General features: G+C 40.9%; 16 protein-coding genes and 1 pseudogene. 8 read left to right on the forward strand and 9 right to left on the reverse strand.

Annotated elements, in window-relative coordinates; genetic code table 11:
* Window positions 1-6: 6 nt before the first annotated feature.
* From LPB86_RS02170 to LPB86_RS02190, 5 genes are read right to left on the reverse strand one after another with little or no spacing between them, the layout of a single operon-like run.
* A complete protein-coding gene (locus LPB86_RS02170) occupies window positions 7-984 on the reverse strand; it encodes a MoxR family ATPase (protein ID WP_230640903.1) in 978 nt (325 codons plus the stop codon).
* Window position 985: 1 nt separating this feature from the next.
* Window positions 986-2,167, reverse strand: coding sequence for a DUF4350 domain-containing protein (locus LPB86_RS02175; protein ID WP_230640904.1), 1,182 nt, complete (start codon window positions 2,165-2,167; stop codon window positions 986-988).
* Window positions 2,167-2,922: a DUF4129 domain-containing protein gene (locus tag LPB86_RS02180; RefSeq protein ID WP_230640905.1), complete on the reverse strand. Its 756-nt coding sequence runs from the start codon at window positions 2,920-2,922 to the stop codon at window positions 2,167-2,169. Before LPB86_RS02180 ends, LPB86_RS02175 begins: the two co-directional genes overlap by 1 nt.
* On the reverse strand, window positions 2,922-3,797 hold the full coding sequence (locus tag LPB86_RS02185; RefSeq protein WP_230640906.1) for a hypothetical protein: 876 nt from the start codon (window positions 3,795-3,797) through the stop codon (window positions 2,922-2,924). The genes LPB86_RS02180 and LPB86_RS02185 overlap by 1 nt, the downstream gene beginning before the upstream one ends.
* A gap of 4 nt (window positions 3,798-3,801) precedes the next feature.
* Window positions 3,802-4,740 carry a stage II sporulation protein M gene (locus tag LPB86_RS02190; protein ID WP_230640907.1) on the reverse strand — a complete coding sequence of 313 codons (939 nt, stop codon included), beginning with the start codon at window positions 4,738-4,740 and terminating at the stop codon, window positions 3,802-3,804.
* Between the two features lie 115 nt (window positions 4,741-4,855).
* Between LPB86_RS02190 and LPB86_RS02195 the strand changes: the two genes are divergently transcribed.
* Entirely contained in the window at window positions 4,856-5,575 is a 720-nt protein-coding gene (locus LPB86_RS02195; RefSeq protein ID WP_230640908.1) for an RDD family protein, read from the forward strand.
* Here LPB86_RS02195 and LPB86_RS02200 read toward each other — a convergent pair.
* The 3 genes and pseudogenes from LPB86_RS02200 to LPB86_RS02210 all read right to left on the reverse strand — a co-directional run bounded on the left by LPB86_RS02200 (window position 5,559) and on the right by LPB86_RS02210 (window position 7,529).
* The gene (locus LPB86_RS02200; RefSeq protein ID WP_230644275.1) at window positions 5,559-6,200 is read right to left on the reverse strand and encodes a GDSL-type esterase/lipase family protein; all 642 of its coding nucleotides are present in this window, start codon (window positions 6,198-6,200) and stop codon (window positions 5,559-5,561) included. The genes LPB86_RS02195 and LPB86_RS02200 overlap by 17 nt on opposite strands.
* Window positions 6,192-6,881: pseudogene (gene lipB, locus LPB86_RS02205) on the reverse strand (lipoyl(octanoyl) transferase LipB); the annotation flags it as partial. The gene LPB86_RS02200 and the pseudogene lipB, both read right to left, overlap by 9 nt.
* A gap of 9 nt (window positions 6,882-6,890) precedes the next feature.
* Window positions 6,891-7,529, reverse strand: coding sequence for a 4'-phosphopantetheinyl transferase superfamily protein (locus tag LPB86_RS02210; RefSeq protein WP_230640909.1), 639 nt, complete (start codon window positions 7,527-7,529; stop codon window positions 6,891-6,893).
* 65 nt (window positions 7,530-7,594) lie between these two features.
* On the opposite strand from LPB86_RS02210, the gene dcd reads away from it, so the two are divergent.
* The 4 genes from dcd (at window position 7,595) to LPB86_RS02230 (ending at window position 12,698) form a co-directional block, all read left to right on the forward strand.
* Window positions 7,595-8,131: a dCTP deaminase gene (gene dcd / locus LPB86_RS02215; protein ID WP_230640910.1), complete on the forward strand. Its 537-nt coding sequence runs from the start codon at window positions 7,595-7,597 to the stop codon at window positions 8,129-8,131.
* Window positions 8,132-8,339: 208 nt separating this feature from the next.
* A complete protein-coding gene (locus LPB86_RS02220; RefSeq protein WP_230640911.1) occupies window positions 8,340-11,045 on the forward strand; it encodes a carboxypeptidase-like regulatory domain-containing protein in 2,706 nt (901 codons plus the stop codon).
* 11 nt (window positions 11,046-11,056) lie between these two features.
* Window positions 11,057-11,818, forward strand: a complete 762-nt coding sequence (locus tag LPB86_RS02225; protein WP_230640912.1) for an enoyl-CoA hydratase/isomerase family protein — start codon at window positions 11,057-11,059, stop codon at window positions 11,816-11,818.
* A 4-nt stretch (window positions 11,819-11,822) separates the two neighbouring features.
* Window positions 11,823-12,698 (forward strand): SDR family oxidoreductase, encoded by an 876-nt coding sequence (locus tag LPB86_RS02230; protein ID WP_230640913.1) that lies wholly within the window; start codon window positions 11,823-11,825, stop codon window positions 12,696-12,698.
* A gap of 12 nt (window positions 12,699-12,710) precedes the next feature.
* Here the strand turns inward: LPB86_RS02230 and LPB86_RS02235 are convergent, their stop codons facing one another.
* Window positions 12,711-13,763 (reverse strand): 3-oxoacyl-ACP synthase III family protein, encoded by a 1,053-nt coding sequence (locus LPB86_RS02235; RefSeq protein ID WP_230640914.1) that lies wholly within the window; start codon window positions 13,761-13,763, stop codon window positions 12,711-12,713.
* Window positions 13,764-13,921: 158 nt separating this feature from the next.
* On the opposite strand from LPB86_RS02235, the gene LPB86_RS02240 reads away from it, so the two are divergent.
* The 3 genes from LPB86_RS02240 (at window position 13,922) to LPB86_RS02250 (ending at window position 19,247) form a co-directional block, all read left to right on the forward strand.
* A complete protein-coding gene (locus LPB86_RS02240; RefSeq protein WP_230640915.1) occupies window positions 13,922-14,203 on the forward strand; it encodes an ATP-dependent Clp protease adaptor ClpS in 282 nt (93 codons plus the stop codon).
* A 69-nt stretch (window positions 14,204-14,272) separates the two neighbouring features.
* Window positions 14,273-16,807 carry a TonB-dependent receptor domain-containing protein gene (locus tag LPB86_RS02245; protein ID WP_230640916.1) on the forward strand — a complete coding sequence of 845 codons (2,535 nt, stop codon included), beginning with the start codon at window positions 14,273-14,275 and terminating at the stop codon, window positions 16,805-16,807.
* Between the two features lie 22 nt (window positions 16,808-16,829).
* Window positions 16,830-19,247 carry an outer membrane beta-barrel family protein gene (locus LPB86_RS02250; protein WP_230640917.1) on the forward strand — a complete coding sequence of 806 codons (2,418 nt, stop codon included), beginning with the start codon at window positions 16,830-16,832 and terminating at the stop codon, window positions 19,245-19,247.
* The last annotated feature ends 14 nt before the right edge of the window (window positions 19,248-19,261 follow it).

The raw sequence follows: 19,261 nt of genomic DNA on the forward strand, positions 1-19,261 counted from the left end.
TATAAACTATCTTGGTATTTCGATTTTTTGTAAAATCTGGGCCACCACATCACTTGCTGTGGCTCCTTCCATTTCTTTATCCGGTGTAAGCATAATACGGTGGGCCAGTACCGGAACCGCAACTTTAATTACATCTTCGGGCGTAACAAAATCACGTCCCTGCATTGCGGCAAAAGCTTTTGAAGCATTCAAAATTGCCAATGATGCCCTCGGAGAAGCACCCAAATACAAAGATTTATTATTTCTGGTCTCATGAACAATCTGCGCCACATAAGCAACCAGTTTAGGCTCTACATATAGTGCCTTAATCAGTTTACGACAAGTCTTAATTTGATCTACACTGAGCACAGGTTTAACCTCCTGCAAAGACACATCCAAACGCTGCTGGTGCTGGTTCAGCAATATTGTGGTTTCTTCTTCTAACGTAGGATATTTTACCTCAATTTTAAAAAGAAAACGGTCAAGTTGTGCTTCAGGCAGTCGGTATGTACCTTCCTGCTCTATCGGATTTTGAGTAGCCAATACCATAAAGGGCTCATCCATCGTGTAGGTATGGCCATCCACTGTAATTTGCCTTTCTTCCATTACCTCAAATAAAGCACTTTGTGTTTTTGCCGGTGCCCGGTTAATCTCATCAATTAAAACAATGTTTCCAAAAATAGGGCCCTTCCTATAATCAAAGCTGGAAGTTCTTGGGTCAAAAACAGAAGTACCTAAAACATCCGAAGGCATTAAATCCGGGGTAAACTGGATCCTGGAAAAAGAAGCATCTATACTTTTTGCAACGAGTTTCGCACTTAAGGTTTTGGCTACGCCAGGCAGTCCTTCAATCAAAATATGTCCATCTGCCAGCAAGCCCGCAATCAGGAAATCAATCAGGTCTTTCTGACCAATTATGATGCTACCCAAACTTTCCCTGATCTGCTCAACAGCAGTATTAAGTGTGCTTAAGTCTGTTCTTTCGTTAAATATTTCCTCGTCCATATTATTGGGCTTTTTGATAAAATTGTTCAATTAATTTATTCAGTTCAATGAGCTGGGCATCGGTTACCTGCCCTGTATTTTGTATGGTCTTAATGCTGTAAAAAACTGCGCTGATCTGGCTTGCCGGAATTCCAGAACGGGTAGCCAGTAATGCTTCCAGTTCTTTATCAACTACTGTTGTTTTTAGATGATACCGGGCCCTTATGAATTCCAGGAAGTAGTTAATCTTCTTCAGGGAAATATCTGTATTGTTACGCTGTTGGTAATATACCCTACCCACAACGTTTACAAATTCTACAGACGAATTTTGTAAAGGTTCCAGAACAGGAATAATGCGTTGCCTCCTTTTCATTTCAAATCCTACAAACAGCAAAATTCCTGCTAAGGCCAGGTAGTATGCCCATCGCAGGGCATCGTACTTAAAAATAACCGACAAGGGGCTTTTTGTATCCTGTTCATTTTTGAGATGGTGTTCATCCCAGATCAACTTTTGGCAAGGCAACACGTAAGAAAGTGCCTTAGCAGCATATTCTGCTCCATCTGGATTGAGCAGGCTGTAATTACATAACAGTTGAGGATTAGGCAGAACATACAGTGCACCTTTACCGAAAGGATATTTCACAAAATTAGTTTCGCCATTTTCATTTTTACCAAGCACAATGGCTTTGGCTGTATCAAGTTCTCCAAAAAACTGATCTCCCAATCCTTTACCAAAGGTATAAGGATATTCTGTACGGGCTGAAGGGCTTACAAAATTTATTGGAACACTTTTTTTATCCCGGGAAGTGTAATACGCACCTGAACGCAATTTCAAACTACGTTTTAAAACCCCTTGAATGTCAAATGTGGCCATAAATACGCTATTACCAGCTTCCATAAAACGCTTTAATTCCACATAGTCGGCATTACTGAGCTCTACTGTGCCGCCTACTATTAAATAAGTGGCATTTGTAAATTTACGTCCGTTGAGGGTATGGGAAATATTCTCTTCCGCATATTCAATTTGCACACCTGGCAGCACGTCCTTTATTTGTTGCTGTAGTATATATAAACCAAAAGGAATTTTATCCTCTTTTAAATAACTTGGTTGCCAGTTGGTAGGCTTAGGCTTATAGTACTGTGCCAGCACATAAAGTAACAGCAAGAGCCCGCTTATCCAAAGATAAAGTTTAAATCCTTTCATCAGCTTCTGGCGTTGAACTGTTTAAAAGAACGGCTTAGCTTGTCATAGCGTTCTTCATCAATGGCAAAATCACCATACCAAATGTATTCAAATTGCCTGGTCAGCCTTTTAAACACAGTTTTCCGCTGCACATCCTGAACCTCGTTTACGTACATTTCATTCGTTTTTTCTGGCTGCCAGTGAATCATTCCCTGATCATTTAAATATTTTAAGGTTTGCAAATACAATAACCTTACCGCCAGCCTGTAATTCTTTTGCTCCAGGGCAAGCGCAATTTCATCATCAAAACTTAGTGCATGAATATCTTCTGCATTTTCATAGTAGGGAACGGCAACAGCTGCAGAGCGACCTGCAAAAAGTCTAAAATCTATCCCTTTAAACTTCATTACAATAAAAACAACAGCAACGATAAGAACACCCATTAAGATATACCTTAGTGGACGGGTATCTTTATGAGGCATTTCTGTAGGGCCATCACCAAATATACTTCTGATGATCGCCCAAATGGTTGCCCAGAATTTATCCCACCAGCTAACCTGCGGAGCAACTACATCATCATAAATAAATGCTTTATCCTTGCTATACCTTTCTAACGCTGCTGCATTAAATTTAGCTGGTGCCAGCACAGTGCTGTCCAGCTTTAGCACTGCAGGTTTGGAATGCAATACGATACCAGCAGTATCCTTTTGGGCAGCGCTTATGGCACCCGGTAAAAAGACAAACAGCGTAAAAAATATGCGGAGCAAATACCTCATCAATACTCTTCCTGAATTGAATTAGATCGTACTGCCCCAGTATGCTTACCCATATCAGCTATTCGTTGTAATAACCCTGTACTTTCCAGACGCTCCTGCAGGTTAAAATAACAAAAGGAAGCGCCTATTAAAGGCAAGACGTACATTAAGAAACATAAGTACTGCGCAATGGCAGTAACCACAACCACTATGGTTTTTGCGCTCTCGGCCTGCATAAACCCGCTCATAAAACCAACCAATATGGCAGGCAGCACAGCAAGTAAAGTAAACAGATAGGTAATCACATACATGACAAGAATAGTACCTGCGGTAATCCACCATTGATCCTTTATTAACTTGAAAGCCCTGCTAAAACTATATCCGGCACTTGCATTTTCAAAAATCATAACAGGAAAAAACAGGGACATTACAGGAAAAACATAGATTCCCGGGAGGAGCAGAAATACAAAACAAACCACCATAAAGAATCCAACCAGCAAAGCGGCTACAAGTACTCTCAAATAATAATATTTAAAATAAGCCCAAACCTCGTCAATAGCCGGGGGCACATTACCTTTTTCTACATATAAGGCAATATAACTCATTACGCATGCGGTAACTGCGGTGTAAGTTAGAAGCGTAAGCACGCAGGTCAGTACCTTATTGATGGTTGTAAGCGCCACAGAACGTTCACTGTACTCGGTATTTTTAGCAATTTCATTTACCACTGCCAGCTCGCTCATTACACTGATCACTATTCCTGCCAGAATAAAAAATCCACATAGATAGACCAAAGCTTTCATCAGCGGTTTAAAGTTTTGTTTAAGGAAAGCGAAAGAATCATCAATGATCTCTCCAAACTCTCTGATTTTTCTAAATTCAAGCAGCACAGCCATAAGGTTATCGTGTTTTAAATTTTTGCGGATAAAGAATTACATACCAAATTACAAACGCAAGGGAGGAGGCCAGGATAGTTACACTTAGCCAAACCGGCATTTCTGTATGACGGGTTACAAAGCCCTCAAAAAAGGCGGCGACAATAAGAAAAGGCACTACTCCAAATGCGATTTTTGTTCCGTCCTTTGCACTGTTTCTAAAAGCTTGCATTCGCGTATACGTACGGGGGAAAAGCATGCCATGACCCAATACTAATCCTGCAGCCCCGGCAATAATAATGGCAGAAATTTCTAATGTACCATGGATCCAGATGACCAGGACAGACTGCATCCCCAATCCTTTACTAAAAAAATAATATTGAAATGAGCCCAACATAATGGCATTCTTCATGAGGTAAAAAACTGGCCCCACAGCAAAGAAAACGCCACTCATAAACAAAATGAAAGTAACCATGATGTTATTAAAAGCAATCCTCAGAAACATCTGCAATTCATTTTGCCTTTTGTAAACGCCAAAAGGATCTCCTTTTGCAATGTTTTGATTGGTCATGTTCACGTATTCATTCCCCATAATCAGGCGCACAAAAGCATCGTTATATTTTGCTGAAATAACGCCTATAGCCGCAAATATGCTGAAGAACAAAAAAGAATATAAAAGTTGTTTTCGATATCGGCAAAAGAGCAAAGGCAATTCCGCTGCCCAGAAATCTACAAAACGGCCACTGCTTTCTTTTTTATTCTTATAAATGCTTTGATGCAAAAGAGAAGCGATACCATTAAGGTATGAGGTGGTTTTAGAATCGGGATAGAATGTTTTGGCATAGGCCAAATCATTTGTAATATCGATGAAACGATCAGCCAGTTCATCAGGATTGCTGGTCTGCAATTGCTCAAACTCCTTCCATTTTGCAGAATTTTGTTTCACAAACAATGATTCTCTCATAAAAGGATAGCCGTTAAACTTAATTTCATAGGGCGTTAACAAAATTTCCGTTAAAATAGGAACAAAAAACAATTTTACAATAAAAAACTAATCATCTGTGCTATATTTACCAACAATGGAAACCGTAACCGTAAATACTAGTCAGCATGTGGCAATAAATTATCCTGTTGCCGGAATTGGAGAACGCCTGGCCGCAAGCTCTATTGACCTTGGCATATTCTGGATTTTATACTTCCTGGGCGTATTAATCGCGCTAAGCATAGGGCAAAAAGACGAAACGGTAATCATAGTATTGGTAGTTATCTATGCCTCCTGTTTTATTTTTTACAGTTTGCTTTGCGAAATCTTTATGAATGGGCAGAGTGTTGGAAAAAAGATCCTTAAAATTAAAGTAATTAGTCTTGACGGCGGGCAACCGGGCCTGGGTCAATTTGCAATACGCTGGTTGTTCAGAATATTAGATGTATATACTACCGGGGTTATTGGCATAACAACTATAGTAATGACGGATAAAAAGCAACGTGTAGGAGACATTGTAGCCGGCACAACACTCATTAAAACTGTGCCTCAAACTAAAATAGAACACATTGCTTTCCATACCGACGAAAACTATATTCCTGTATTTAGCAACCCGGATGTCTTGAACGATCAGGATATTTCGCTGGTACATGAAGTTCTGTTTACCTATTATAAAACGCGAAACCCAGATTTGATTTACGTTACTGCGGCCAGAGTTGCTGAGCTACTAAGTACCGAATTGCCCGAAGGAATGAATGAACTTGCTTTTTTACAAACGGTTATTAAAGACTATAATTACATTACTTCAAGAGCTTAGCCACAGGACCAACCAGCGCATCAACCCAATTGCTATACATTTTTCCAGAAGGATGTAAACCATCAATAGCAGTTAATGCAGCATCTGTGGCCGCCAGTCTTGATGCCGGTGTAATGTCTGTATAATGTACACCCGCAGAAAGCGTTTCTTCTTTATTTATCGCATTAAACTGATCTATTTCTTCTGCGATCAAATGAACATCCTTACCACTTTCCTTTCCAAAAGAAGTAGCACCCCAGTCGGGTATAGACACTACAAACACCCTGTTTGTATGCCCCCCGGCGAAACCAATGGCAGCCGACAACAACTCCTTAAATTCTTTACGGTATACATCCGGAGAGTAACCGCGGTATTGGTTATTTACACCAATAAGCAAGGTCACAAAACTATAATTTCCAGAAATTTGAGCCTCAGAAACAGCAACCTTTAACTCATCTGTGGTCCAGCCTGTTTTTGCAATAACCCTGGGTTCAGCAACACGAATACCATTGGTTTTTAGTACTGTGGCCAGTTGATAAGGAAAACTAAGTTCCTGGTCCACCGCCTCTCCAATAGTATAAGAATCTCCCAATGCAAGATAGCTGTGCACTGGCTCCGAAAGCGGCTCAGGTAGTTCCAGTTCCATATTAAACAGCACGGCAATATGGTTCTTTAACTTCTCTTTAACCTGGTCCATATCCACAGCATACCCAAGCTCGCGCTCCATGGTAGTCACGTCTTTATCGTCGATGCCGCAAGGCACTATATTTTTAAAATACTCCAGATTGGCATTTACATTAAGTGCAAAACCATGCATGGTAACCCATCTGCTGCAACGCACACCCAAAGCACAGATTTTACGTGCATTCACGTTATCAGCATCAAGCCAAACACCAGTAAATCCCGGATAACGACCAGCCTGGATACCGAAATCTTTAAGTGTTAAGATTACTGCTTCTTCCAGTGTACGCAGGTATAAATGAATATCTGTAAAAAAGTTATCGAGATCCAATATAGGATAGCCAACCAATTGCCCAGGCCCATGATAGGTAATATCGCCCCCACGGTTTATTTTGTGGTAAGTTGCTCCCTTTTCTCTAAGCCCTTCCTCATTTAGCAGGAGATTATCCTGGTGACCACTCTTGCCAAGTGTATAAACATGGGGGTGCTCACAAAAAATAAGATAGTTGGGCGTAGCAAGGTTGCTTCCATCGGTGCGATTTTGGATTTTTAAAGCCACAGTACTGTTAAATACAGTATCCTGCTGATCCCATGCCTGCTGGTAATCTATCAACCCCCAATCTATAAATTCAACGCGTTTGTTCATGATTACCATTTAACCGGCTACATAGCCAAGCATGTACCCTTCTATTGTATTAAAATAATTTACATTCAGACTTTTTGTACCCTCCGGCAAATCAACCAACACCTGCATATAACCTTCATTGCTCAATTCAAACTCCTGGATATGGATATCCCTTTTAAATTCCAACCCTTTTTTTCCATACCATTTATATACCGCCTCTTTGGCACACCAGCAGGCATACAATCCTTGTGTATTGTCTTTTACATTTGGCAAAGCGAGTTCGGGAGGCGAAAGGAACTTTTGTTGTATCCGGTGAATTTTAGTTTTAACCTGTTCTATATCTACCCCAACATCTTCTTGTCCAATCATCACCGCGGCATAATCATAAGAATGACTTAAAGAAATTTTTAAAGGACTATTTACCAGGTACGGCTTGCCATGTTCGTCCATCCTGCAGTCTATATAATCTGCTGTATTGAGCATGGTTCTTAGCAGTAAACGGGTACTTAGCCAGTGCAGCATGCGCTTCCCGTTATTTAAAGAAGCCAGGTAATCAAGCTCGTGCTGTTTTAGTTGTAATCCTGCCAGTAAAAGTTCTTCACTTTCTTCGATTTTCCATACAGAGAGTATGGTGTGGTTATCAATATTTTTATTAAAAACTACAGGCATGCCTATTTTAAAAATCAATGCAAAAGTATCTTAAATTAATCATAATTTAGCCCAAATACTTAAAAATGATACTTTCTGACAAGCGAATACTGGCCGAGATTGAAAAAGGCACCATCATTATAGAACCATTTAATGCTGATTGTTTAGGCACAAACTCTTATGATGTTCATTTGGGCAAGTATTTGGCTACCTATAAAGACAGGGTGCTTGATGCAAAAGCACACAATACCATTACACATTTTGAAATCCCGAAGGAAGGTTTTGTATTGCAGCCGGGTACTTTATACCTGGGTGTTACACTGGAATATACCGAAACACATGCCCATATTCCTTTTTTGGAAGGAAAATCCAGTACCGGAAGATTGGGTATTGATATTCATGCCACTGCCGGTAAAGGCGACGTAGGATTTTGTAATACCTGGACGCTTGAAATTTCCTGTGCACAACCAGTTCGGATTTATGCGGGCATGCCCATTGGTCAGCTGATTTACTTTATGGTAGAAGGTGACATCGCAAATTTATACAACACTAAAAAAGACGCTAAATACAGCAATAAAACCACTAAACCTGTAGAAAGCATGATGTGGAAGAATAAATTCTAATCTTTTTAAGTTAGTAGTATACATTTCAGTGCAGGTGGCAAGAAGGAGGAAGCATTTTAAATACTTACCTGCTGTAAAATTTATTTAAAGCTATGCCTTGTAATTTACTTACCACTACATAGTGTAAAAGTTACATTTCAGTTAATTCCATTATTGTTTTATAGCTTGATAATCTATACCTTAACCGCGCAATTTAAGCGCCAACCTAATGAAACCAAAAATAACCCTCTACCTGTGTATATTGTTACTTACCACTGCATTTGCAGCGTTTAAAATAGATGATGACCCGCTTGCGGCCTTATTAAAAAAACTCGAGACGTATACCAATGCCAATTTGCAGGAGAAAGTTCACCTGCACCTCGATAAGCCTTATTACGCTGTAGGAGATGACATTTGGTTTAAAGCTTATGTGATAGACACAAGAGATTCCAAGCCTTCTTTACTGAGTGGAATTTTATACGTGGAGCTGATTAACGAAAGAGATTCTTTAAAAAAACAGCTTAAGCTGCCTTTAATGGGTGGGGTTACCTGGGGTGATTTCAAACTCACAGATTCCTTAAATGAGGGAAATTACCGCATCAGGGCATATACCCAGCTGATGAGAAATGCAGGCCCGGAGTTCTTTTTTGACAAGACCATAAAGATTGGCAATTCCTGGGCGAATAAAGTATTCACCAATACGACTTATCAGTTTAGCAAAGAAAACACAACAGATAAGGTAAATGCCACTATAAAATTTACAGATAAAAGAGGCCTTCCTTTTATTGGGAATGATGTTAGTTATGAAGTGCAGCTCAATTCAAAAACACCTGCAAAATCTACCTTCAAAGGCAAGGGAAAGACGGGTAATAATGGTGAAATTGCCTTTAACTTTACCAATGCCAGCCAGCCGGAACCCCTTTCTGGCAAAGTCCTGGCCGTTATTACATTGCCTGACAAGCAGAAGGTAACAAAAACAATCCCATTAAAATCTACTTCAGCAACATCCGACACACAATTTTTTCCTGAAGGGGGCAATCTGGTAGAAAACCTTCCTTCAAAAGTAGCTTTTAAAGCTGTTGGAGCAGATGGCCTTGGTGTAACCGTAAAGGGTACAGTGCTGGACAATGAAGGCACCGAAATTACCCGGTTCAATTCAACTTATCTTGGGATGGGCAATTTTATCCTGAACCCGCAGCCTGAAAAGACATATACTGCCGTAATTAGTTATCCTGACGGCTCTGAACAAAAAGTGGCCTTACCTAAAGCACAGCCCAATGGCTATGTAGTTTCCATTAACAATAGAGACACCAGCAAGGTAAATGTAAAAATCTTAATTAGTCCGGGCTTGCTAAGTAAGGGAGAACTCAGACTGGTGGCCCAGAGTAACGGGAATATTTACTTTGTTTCAAAAGCAAAAACTGAGAAACAAATTGTATCGGCCACAATCCCTAAAAAGGACTTGCCTGCCGGAATTGTACAATTTACGCTATTTGGCCCTGACAATTTACCTGCTGCCGAGCGCCTGGTATTCAACGATAACCCAGTGGTGATGATGAATACAACTGTAAGCAGTAACAAAAAGACCTATGCCAAACGCGAAAGTGCAGATTTTACCATCACCTCACTGGCAAACGGCCTTCCAACGCAAGGTAGTTTTTCCGTTTCAGTAACCAATACCTCGACAGTAAGTCCAGACCTGGATAATGAAAGTAATATTTACACCTCGCTTCTGCTTACATCCGATCTGGCTGGTTACGTGGAAAAACCCAACCACTACTTTTTAAATGAAAACCCTGAAGCGGATCAGGAATTGGACAACCTGATGCTTACACAAGGATGGCGTAGGTTTTTATGGAAAAACATCATTGGAAACGTGCCGCCGGTGAAGACTTTTGAACCAGAAAAGTATTTAAAAATTAGTGGTACAATAACTACAGAGGGAGGCAAACCTATTCCGCTGGGCAAGGTATCCTTATTCTCTTCTTCAGGTGGTTTTTTCGCAATTGATACCGTAACAGATGTTAACGGACGCTTTAGTTTTGATGACATGATTTTTAACGACAGCACCAAATTTGTAGTACAGGCAAGAACGGCAAAAAACAAGAAGTGGGTGGAAATTAAACTGGACAATACACCCGGACAGTTTGTAACTACAAACAAAAACACCGGTGATGTAGAAATCAATGTAAATGAAGCATTATCAGCTTATATTAAAAAAAGCGAGAGCTATTTTGACGAATTGACCCGCCGTGGTATGCTTGAACGTACCATACAATTAAAACAAGTTGATATTGTGCAAACCAAAAACCAGGCACCCAATTCTAACAACCTGAATGGTGCCGGTAATGCAGATGCAGTGATTAAAGCCGACCAATTGGGCACCTGTGTTACACTTTCACAATGCCTGCAGGGAAGGGTAGCTGGCCTAATTTTCCAAAATGGCGTTCCCTATTTAATGCGTAGTATGCAAACACCAATGCAGGTTGTAGTAGATGGCGTGAATGTGGAATCCGATTTTATTGACAATATTAACATACAAGACATCGAAACCATTGAAGTACTAAAAAGTATTGGTTATACGGCAATGTATGGGTCAAGAGGCGGAGGTGGTGTACTCATCATTACCACAAAAAGAGGTGGGGGCAACTACAGCTACAATACCTATGCTCCGGGAATTGTTACCTATGCACCGAAAGGCTATCATCAAATCAGGCAATTCTATTCCCCTAAACATACTCCTGGAGAAACAGACAACAGACCGGACTTGAGAACCACGGTATACTGGAATCCACATGTGGTAACAGACCCTACAGGAAAAGGTACTTTCACTTATTTCAATACCGATTTACCTGGTACATACAGGGTAGTAGTGGAGGGAATAAACTCAGATGGTAAGCTGGCAAGAAATGTGTATACTTACATTGTCAACTAAGCAGAAAGCCGATGAACACCATTAATGTAACTGTAAAAGACCACCTGGCTATTGTCACACTAAACCGTGGCAAATCTAACGCGCTGAACAGGGAAATGATTACTGAACTGGACGACATGCTGCGTAACATTGCGGCAGACCCGCTAATTGGCGGGGTTGTGATTACAGGGAAGGAACACTTTTTTTCGGCCGGATTAGACCTGATTGAATTGTACAGCTACAATGAGCCAGAGGCCAAATCCTTTTGGGAATTGTTTTTAAAGTTTACCGCCAACCTCACTGCTTTTAGCAAGCCAATGGTGGCCGCTATCAACGGTCATGCCCCTGCTGGTGGATGCGTAATTGCTTTGGCTTGCGATGTACGCATTATGGCCGAAGGACAATATATTATTGGACTCAACGAAGTGCCGGTAGGCATCATTGTTCCGCATGCCGTATTTGCATTGTATTCCTTCTGGATTGGCCAGGCCCAAGCGGCACGGAGCTTGCTGGAGGGAAAATTGTTTACACCTGAAGAAGCTTTAAAGGTTGGGTTGGTAGATGAGTTGGTGAAGCCAGAAAGTATTATGACGGCTGCAGAGCGAAAAATTAGAAAGTATATGGCACTTTCTCCGGTAACCTGGCAGCAAAGCAAGCAAAATATTCGTCAGGATTTGATTAACATTACCTCTGCCGACCAAAGTGAGGCGCTGGAACTGATGTTAAAACAATGGTGGTCTCCCGCTACTAGAAATATCCTTAAAACCATTATTGATAACCTGCAAAAAAAGTAAGTATATGTACAATCAGCCAATGTTAAGAGAGGATGCCCTAAAAGGGAAAACGATAGTTATAACTGGTGGCGGTACTGGTCTTGGCAAAGCGATGGGAACGTACTTTTTAAAGTTGGGAGCCAATCTGGTCATCACTAGCCGTAAGCTGGAAGTTATTCAAAAAACCGCTTTGGAGATGGAGGAATTAACAGGAGGTAAAGTCCTTGCCGTAGCATGTGACGTACGCGAATACGACCAGGTTGAGCATGTACTGGCAGAAAGTCTCCGTGTTTTTGGAAAGGTAGACAGCCTATTAAATAATGCAGCTGGGAATTTCATTTCGCCCACGGAGCGTTTGTCTGCAAATGCCTTTTCATCCATTATTGATATTGTACTCAAAGGTTCTGTAAACTGTACGCTTGCATTTGGTAAGCATTGGATTAAGGAGCAACAAGCGGCAAGTGTATTAAATATTGTAACTACATATGCATTTACCGGCTCTGCCTATGTAGTACCCTCTGCCTGTGCGAAAGGCGGTGTATTGGCAATGACACGTTCTTTGGCGGTGGAGTGGGGAAAATACGGCATCCGTACCAATGCCATAGCTCCAGGTCCATTCCCTACAAAAGGTGCATGGGAACGTTTATTACCAGGAGAACTGGCAGAAAAATTCGACTTCAAAAACCGGGTACCTTTAAAAAGGGTTGGTGACCACCAGGAACTCGCAAATTTAGCGGCCTTTTTGGTAAGCGATTTTTCAGGCTATATTAATGGCGAGGTCATTACCATTGATGGGGGCGAATGGCTCCAGGGTGCAGGGCAATTTAATGGACTAGAAGCCGTATCTGACGAGATGTGGGATGCCTTTGCCCAGATGACAAAGGCCGCAAAGGGCTCCTAAAATCTTAGTTCCTTACCAGCGGATCAATGCGCTACCCCAGGTAAAGCCCGAACCAAAAGCAGCCAGACAAATTAAATCACCATCCTTAATTTTTCCCGCTTCCCAGGCCTCAGACAAAGCTATGGGTACCGAGGCAGCAGTAGTATTCCCATACTTTTGAATGTTATTGAATACCTTCTCATCTGGCAGCGACAGCAATTGTTGAACATATTGACTAATGCGCAGGTTGGCCTGATGCGGCACCAGGAGATCGATATCCTGCGGCCCCAGATTGTTGGCCTGTAAAGCTTCCCTGATCACTTCTGGAAATTTGACCACAGCTTTTTTAAATACTGCAGGTCCGTCCATGTAGGGCAGTGCAGCACCACCTTCCAGCTGTTCGCTAGTCATAAACAAACCGCCAAGCTCCTGATCCGGATAACCTGGCTTTTCGGGCATCCATTTATTGGCATGAGCTCCAGGATAAAACATCGCCAGCAGTTCTGCTTCGGCTCCGTCGCTATGTAAATGCGTACTCATGATTCCCTGCCCCTCCTTTTGCGCAGGTTGCAGAATTACAGCACCAGCACCATCTCCAAAAATTACCGATACATTACGGCTCCGGGTTTCAAAATCCATTGCGAAAGAATGTTTTTCACTACCCACCACCAGGATATTTTTGTACATACCCGTTTTAATGAACTGGTCTGCAACAGACAATGCGTAGATGAATCCGGAGCATTGATTTCTAATATCTAGTGCCCCTACTTCTTTCATTTTCATCTCCCGTTGGAGCAAAACCCCACAACCAGGAAAGTAGTAATCAGGACTTAAGGTAGCGAAGATGATAAAGTCCACCTCCTGAGCCGTAATCCCTGCACGCTCAATCGCTATCTTAGCAGCTTCAACGCCCATTGTCGTCGTTGTTTCTCCAAGACGGTCGGCGAATCTCCGCTCTTTTATACCTGTACGCTCCTGGATCCAGCTATCACTGGTTTCCATAAACTGTGAAAGATCATCATTGGTATATATATTTTTAGGAACATAATGTCCTACACCTGCTATTTTTGAACGCTGCATTTCCATGTTTACAAATTGTTTTTAAAGGTGATGAAGCTATTTTGATTTTGTATTCCCTGCACTACTGTAATTGAAAAATTATAATGGTTTAACTTGGTTGGTGAATTTTAAGCAAAAGTTGCCTTAACTACAAGATTATTTTAAAATTAGCTTATTTTTGTGGAATGTCAACAGAAACAAAGGAAGAAACGTTCACTCTTGAGGAGATTTTAACTTCATTAAAGACTGTCCATCGTTTAATTTTATGGAACGACGATGTGAATACTTTTGATCATGTGATATACTGTATGATGAAATATCTGGATTACAGTGAGCAACAAGCAGAGAAAATTGCCTGGGAAGTGCACAACAAAGGTAAATGCGCTATACTGGAAGGCTCTTACACTGAAATGGAAATTTATCGGAAGATCCTGCAACAGGAAGGACTCACCGTTTCTGTTGAGTAATAATTATTCTAAAAGGTAATAATGTAGTTACGCCTCAATAGTTTGGTTTTCTGGTTGTTTCTTTGCACTATGAATATACTGTCTAGATTAATGAAGGAAAGGTTGTACAAAGCCTTGTTCTTCTTTTTTCCTATTTTACTTTTTGCCTTTACATTGACTGCACAAACAACATTACCTGCAGGAACTGGTAAAATTACCGCCGTCATCAGCGATGCGCAAAATAACCAAACGATCCCTTTTGCTACAGCGCTCCTTCTGAACAGAAGAACAAAAGCGACTGTAAAGGTTGGGCAAACAGATGCAAATGGGAACCTGGTGATGACAGGCCTGCCCAATGGTGTTTTTACGTTTAAAATTAGCTATGTGGGCTACCAAACTATGGTTAGAGATTCTGTCTCCATATCTGCTACTGTACAAAATGTAAATTTTGGGACTGTAAAGATGAAAGCCGCAAAGGGAACAGCCTTAAATGAGGTAACCATTACAGCGCCAAAAAGCACCATGCAACTGGGTATTGATAAAAAGATTTTCTCTGTAGACCAGAGTTTAGTAAGTGAAGGTGGATCTGCTTCTGATCTTTTACAAAATGTACCTTCTTTGCAAATGGATATGGACGGAAACGTGAGCTTACGGGGATCCACCGGCGTAAAAGTGCTAATAGATGGCAAGGCCTCCTTAATTGCGGGGGGCGATGTGGCTCAAATTCTTCAGTCTATCCCTGCCAGTTCAATTGAATCTGTAGAAGTAATTACCAACCCCTCTTCCAAATATGATGCAGAAGGACAATCCGGAATCATCAATATCGTACTCAAAAGAAATAAAAAACTTGGGTTAAATGGTTCTGTAGCTTTAACCGCTGGAAACAGGGAGAACTATAATGGGAATACCAATTTGAGTTTTCAAAATAGTAAGGTTAATATCTACGGAAATTATGGTTACAAATATGGCAACAGACCTGGTGGAGGTTTTAACAATATCACTTATAAGAACGTACCAACTGGTTCTTCGGCCTTTACCGAGCAGCTCACAACAGCTTCAAATTTGGACAAAAACCACAATGCAAAAGCAGGAATTGATTACTATGTAACCACGAAAGATATTGTAAGCCTTTCTGCGGGTTTTAACAGTAGAAACAGCAATGGCAGGGATTTATTAGAGATCAATAGGTATAATGCCCAAGGCGCTGCACTACAATTAAGTAACCGGATAAATAGCAATAACCGGAGCGGTAATAGTTACGACCTTAATTTAGACTATAGCCATAAGTTTAAACCTCAGCAGGAGCTTACCCTGAACTTCGGATATTCTGATGGCATTAATGACAATTATCAGGAGTACAACACAAGCATTTACGTTGACAATGGAATAGCATCCAATTCTGTCCCTGAACTGCTAACCAATGCTAACCAGAGCGATAACCATAACTATAACATTCAGGCAGATTATACCATGCCAATGGGCAAATTGGGCAAGCTGGAAAGCGGATATCGCAGTCAGATAAAGTATTCCAACAGTTACGTTTTAGCACAAACGTTTAACACCACAACAAATGTACTTGATCAGGATTTTTTGCAGTCCAATACCTTCAGCAGTAAAGACCAGGTGCATGCCATTTATTTAAATTACCAAAATCAGATCAAGAATTTTGGTTACCAAATAGGTCTGCGTGGGGAATCGGCATCTTTAAATACAATTTCAGGCGCATATAACAGAGCAAACCAATTGGTTTATACACCGGGCAGAATTGCCTACGACCGCATTTACCCAAGCATTTTCCTGACACAGAAATTTGAAGCGGAGCAGCAGCTTCAACTGAGTTATACCCGCAGGGTGAACCGTCCACGTCCCTGGGATACCAACCCTTTCACAGATTATTCTGATCCTTACAGCTGGCGTCAGGGAAATCCAAGTCTGTTACCTGAAGACACGCATTCACTGGAGTTGAGCTATAGCAAATTTTGGAAAAAAATCTCCTTTATTGGAAGTGCTTACAGACGGCAAACCAATGATTTGGTGCAACGGATCCGCTCCCGTCCGGATGCAAATGGCGTAATTATCATGATGCCGTACAATTTAACAACAGGTATTAATAACGGATTGGAATTGATTAGTAAGGTAGAAGTAGTTAAAGCCTGGAATTTTACTGGTAACGTAAACCTGTACCAACGAAAAGTTGATGCCATACCAGCAAATGAACTCGTGCCCGAAGAAATTCCAGAAAATTCTGGCTTTAGCTATAATGCCAACCTGACCAATAATTTCGTACTGCCTTACGGCATTACGTTACAGATTAAAGGAGAGTATACCTCTTCTGAAATCATGGCACAGGGCAAACGCAAAGCGATGTATGGTATTGATGCGGGTGCTAAATACGATTTCCCTAATAAAAAAGCATCATTAAGCTTAAACGTAAGGGATATTTTTAACACCAAAAAATTCGGTATGACGATTGACGACAACTTCTCCAGCACTGATTTTCAAAGATATATGCAGGGAACTTCTGGAAATTTAACCTTTTCATATCGCTTTGGAAAGACTACCTTTATGAAAAAACCTAAGAAGCAGGAGGCGCCGGAGATGAGGTCAGACGAGGGTGCTTTCTAAGCGTTTATAAACTAAAACTAAATTGAAGCCAAAACTCATCTTTTTTATCGTCCTCAACTTTCTTTTCTGCCTTAAAACCGCAGAGCGCAGTTTTGCCGCTTTAGCTGCCCCACTATTGGAAAAAGGAGTAATTTCTGGTAAAGTGGTAGAAGAAGTTGGCGCATTACCAGTGCCCTCTGCTGTAGTTGCATTGTATGTTCAAAATGCAGAGCAACCGCTTTTTACGACAGCAACGGACGAGAATGGCGATTTTAAATTTAATGCATTAAAACCAGGTCTGTATAGAATTAAGGTAAGCTACGTTGGATTTGTTCCTCTGATTGTAAACGAGATTCTATTGAATGCCAAGACCATGGAAAGAGGGCTTGGCAGTTTAAAACTTAGTAGTGATCAAAACAATTTATCGGAAGTTACCATTACCGTGGCCAAACCGATCATAGAATTTGGTGCAGATATGATTACTTACAACGTTGGGCAGTCTATACTGGCAGAGGGCAGCACAGCGGCAGACTTGCTTAAAGAGGTACCAATGGTGCAGGTGGATATTGAGGGAAATGCAACCATTGCCGGAAAAAGGAGTACGCGCATTTTTATTGATGGAAAACCATCTGATTACATGACTTCTAATATCTCAGATTTACTAAGCGTGCTCCCATCAGATGCTATTGAGAAAATTGAAGTCATGACCAACCCACCGAGCAAATACTCGGGTGATGGTGAGGGCATCATCAACATCGTTTTAAAAAAAGGTTTCAAGATCGGTTTTAACGGTAATGCAGGTATCACTTCGGGCATTCAGGGAAATGCCAATGCCAATACCAATATGTCTTATAAGGCCAGGACCTATTCTCTAAATGGAAGTGCCGCTTTCAAAAGAAACGTAAACCGGAGCACCAATTCTTCACTTAGGGAGAACTTTTCTGCAGATACCACTTCTTACAACGATCAGTATACCACAAGTAAAAATGAAAGTACCGGAGGTAATTATAGAGCGGCGCTGGACTGGGATATCACACCAAAAAAGAATCTTCGGGTCTCTACCAACTTTAACAACAACAATAGTAACAATCATTCCGAAAATACCTTTAATTTTTTAAACGAAGCAAAAGAACTATCCAGAATTCGTGAACAGGTAAATACCGGAAATGGCAGCAGTAAAAGCTTTGTATTTAATGCCGATTATGAGGTGCAGCTAGATACCGGTGGCGCAAAACTAGCTATGGGTATTACTTTTAACACAGGAGGAAACCAAAGTTACCGCTTACTTGACCGTGCATATACCTATCCCACTGTATCAAGCCCTTTTTTACAAGAAAACAACAACGATGTAGGCAATACAGGTTTAACTTTTAACCTTGATTTTGATAAGCGTGTTTTTAAAAAGAGAGATTTAATAGAGCTGGGCCTACAGTATAATTTTAGAAGGAACGACAATGACATGCTGGTGCAGAAATATGACTTTTCAGAACAGGCCTACTTGATAGACCCTGGCCTAACTAATCAATTTTTGTACAATGAGCATATCTTTTCGGGATACGGATCTTACAATTACAAGAAAGACGGCTGGGGTGTAAAAACAGGTATAAGGGCAGAATTGACAGATGTAACGTTTGATCTTAGCACAGGTGACGCCTACAATGTAAAGCCCTACTTAAGTTTGTTTCCAAATATTTCTTTGAACAGGTTTTTCAGGAAACGATATACTATTGGCGCTACTTACAGTATTCGCATTAACAGGCCAAGAGAAAACACTTTAAATCCGCAAATTAACAATACAGACTCCTTGAATATTTCCTTTGGAAACCCAAACCTTTCTCCGGCGTATACGCATCAGATGGACCTGAGTTTTGGAGTTTTTGGAGAGAAATGGTCTTTTACCCCGCGCCTTTCCTATTCCACCAGTCGTGGTGTGATAGAACGGTTCAGAACCGTAGTTGGCGAAATTTCAGAAACGACCTATGACAACGTAGGCACCAATAACTCTCTTTCTTTAATTTTAATTGGTAATTACCGACCTACTAAAACCATTTCTGCGAATGGAAATTTCAGTGTAATCCAAACCGATTACACCTCTAAATTAAACGCCGCATTAAATAGGAATGGCATAAGTTTACGTGGAAAAGCAGGTTTGTCCATGCAACTTCCCTTAAAGACAGCTTTTGAGGCTAACTTAAATTATGCCAACAACATCAATGCACAGGGACGCAGCAAGGGGAATATGACCACAGGCTTTGCTGCAAGAAAAATGTTCCTTAAAAACCGCCTTAATGCCCGGGTTAATATTAGTGACCCTTTTGGACGCAGAAACAACCGTATATTTAGTGAAGGTATTAACTTTAGACAGGACAACTATTCTACCAGCAATACCAGTAACGTTACCTTCAGCTTAAACTACAGGTTTACAAAGATCAAGAAGCTCGTAGTTCCACCACCAAAGTAGACTAAGAATTTATA

The organism is Pedobacter sp. MC2016-14 (genome assembly GCF_020991475.1).
Classification (GTDB): Bacteria; Bacteroidota; Bacteroidia; order Sphingobacteriales; family Sphingobacteriaceae; genus Pedobacter.

Coding starts and splice junctions, on each gene's coding strand:
- LPB86_RS02170 (WP_230640903.1), bottom strand. CDS start 984: ATGGACGAGGAAATATTTAACGAAAGAACAGACTTAAGCACACTTAAT.
- LPB86_RS02175 (WP_230640904.1), bottom strand. CDS start 2,167: ATGAAAGGATTTAAACTTTATCTTTGGATAAGCGGGCTCTTGCTGTTA.
- LPB86_RS02180 (WP_230640905.1), bottom strand. CDS start 2,922: ATGAGGTATTTGCTCCGCATATTTTTTACGCTGTTTGTCTTTTTACCG.
- LPB86_RS02185 (WP_230640906.1), bottom strand. CDS start 3,797: ATGGCTGTGCTGCTTGAATTTAGAAAAATCAGAGAGTTTGGAGAGATC.
- LPB86_RS02190 (WP_230640907.1), bottom strand. CDS start 4,740: ATGAGAGAATCATTGTTTGTGAAACAAAATTCTGCAAAATGGAAGGAG.
- LPB86_RS02195 (WP_230640908.1), top strand. CDS start 4,856: ATGGAAACCGTAACCGTAAATACTAGTCAGCATGTGGCAATAAATTAT.
- LPB86_RS02200 (WP_230644275.1), bottom strand. CDS start 6,200: ATGGAACTGGAACTACCTGAGCCGCTTTCGGAGCCAGTGCACAGCTAT.
- LPB86_RS02210 (WP_230640909.1), bottom strand. CDS start 7,529: ATGCCTGTAGTTTTTAATAAAAATATTGATAACCACACCATACTCTCT.
- dcd (WP_230640910.1), top strand. CDS start 7,595: ATGATACTTTCTGACAAGCGAATACTGGCCGAGATTGAAAAAGGCACC.
- LPB86_RS02220 (WP_230640911.1), top strand. CDS start 8,340: ATGAAACCAAAAATAACCCTCTACCTGTGTATATTGTTACTTACCACT.
- LPB86_RS02225 (WP_230640912.1), top strand. CDS start 11,057: ATGAACACCATTAATGTAACTGTAAAAGACCACCTGGCTATTGTCACA.
- LPB86_RS02230 (WP_230640913.1), top strand. CDS start 11,823: ATGTACAATCAGCCAATGTTAAGAGAGGATGCCCTAAAAGGGAAAACG.
- LPB86_RS02235 (WP_230640914.1), bottom strand. CDS start 13,763: ATGGAAATGCAGCGTTCAAAAATAGCAGGTGTAGGACATTATGTTCCT.
- LPB86_RS02240 (WP_230640915.1), top strand. CDS start 13,922: ATGTCAACAGAAACAAAGGAAGAAACGTTCACTCTTGAGGAGATTTTA.
- LPB86_RS02245 (WP_230640916.1), top strand. CDS start 14,273: ATGAATATACTGTCTAGATTAATGAAGGAAAGGTTGTACAAAGCCTTG.